General features: G+C 57.0%; 2 protein-coding genes. One reads left to right on the top strand and one right to left on the bottom strand.

The genetic code is table 11. From position 1 onward, the window contains the following. The coding region (locus DW922_RS17215; protein ID WP_243032302.1) for a response regulator transcription factor at positions 1–610 on the bottom strand (610 nt) is incomplete at its 3' end. 147 nt (positions 611–757) lie between these two features. On the opposite strand from DW922_RS17215, the gene DW922_RS18355 reads away from it, so the two are divergent. Beyond that, the coding region (locus DW922_RS18355; RefSeq protein WP_279221354.1) for a CD1871A family CXXC motif-containing protein at positions 758–891 on the top strand (134 nt) is incomplete at its 3' end.

Genomic DNA, 891 nt, shown 5'->3' with positions numbered 1-891 from the left:
CGGCGCGGAGCTTTTTGCGCAGGGCGGAGATGTGGACGCGAATGGAATTGCTGAAGCTGTCCACGCTATTGTCCCAAACGTGATCCATCAGCTCCTCCTGACTTACTGGCCTTCCTTGATGTACCATCAGGTATTCCAGGATTCCCGTTTCCTTCCGGGTGAGCGTCAGCGTCTGCCCGTTGACGGTGGCGGTACGGGAGCGGGTGTCAAAGGTCAGGCCTCCGCAGCTTAGCAGCACATCCTGCTGGGTGAACTGCCGCAATGTCAGGCTGCGGATGCGGGCCTCCAGCTCCGCCAAGTGGAAGGGCTTCGCCAGATAGTCGTTCGCCCCGGCATCCAGCCCCTGCACCTTGTCCTCCACTTCGCTGCGGGCGGAGAGGATCAGCACCCGCGTCTCCCGGTCGGTCTGCCGCAGGGTGCGCAGCACCGTCATGCCGTCCTTTTTCGGCAGATTCAGATCAAGAAGCACCAGATCGTATCGTTCCACGCCCAGAAGCGCCAGCGCCTTTTCGCCGTCATAGCAGTAGTCCACGCTATAGGCCAGCCGCCGCAGGCTGCGAACGATGGTCTCGCACAGGGCGCGTTCATCTTCAATTACTAAAAGGTGCATGAGAGCCCTCCTTTTTATTTCTTCGTTTTTGTGTTGCTTTCATTATAGCAAAAACAGATAAGGTTTGCGTTAAGTTTTCGTTCTTAACAGAGACTTTAACTCTCCCGCGCTATGATGGGGGCAGAAAATCGGAAAGGGTGATGAAAAATGAGCTACGGGAAAAAGGCCGCGGCGCAGATCGTGCTGCTGATGGCCGGAGCCGCCATGCTGTGCTTTGGTGTCTGGCGGGGCGAGGCGGCGACAGTGCTGAGCAAAGCAATCAAATTATGTCTGGAGTGTGT

Source organism: Clostridium sp. AM42-4, assembly GCF_003480105.1.
Taxonomy (GTDB): Bacteria; Bacillota; Clostridia; order Lachnospirales; family Lachnospiraceae; genus Brotaphodocola.
The sequence above is the reverse complement of the archived record's forward strand: the minus strand, read 5'-3'. Positions and strand labels throughout refer to the sequence as shown.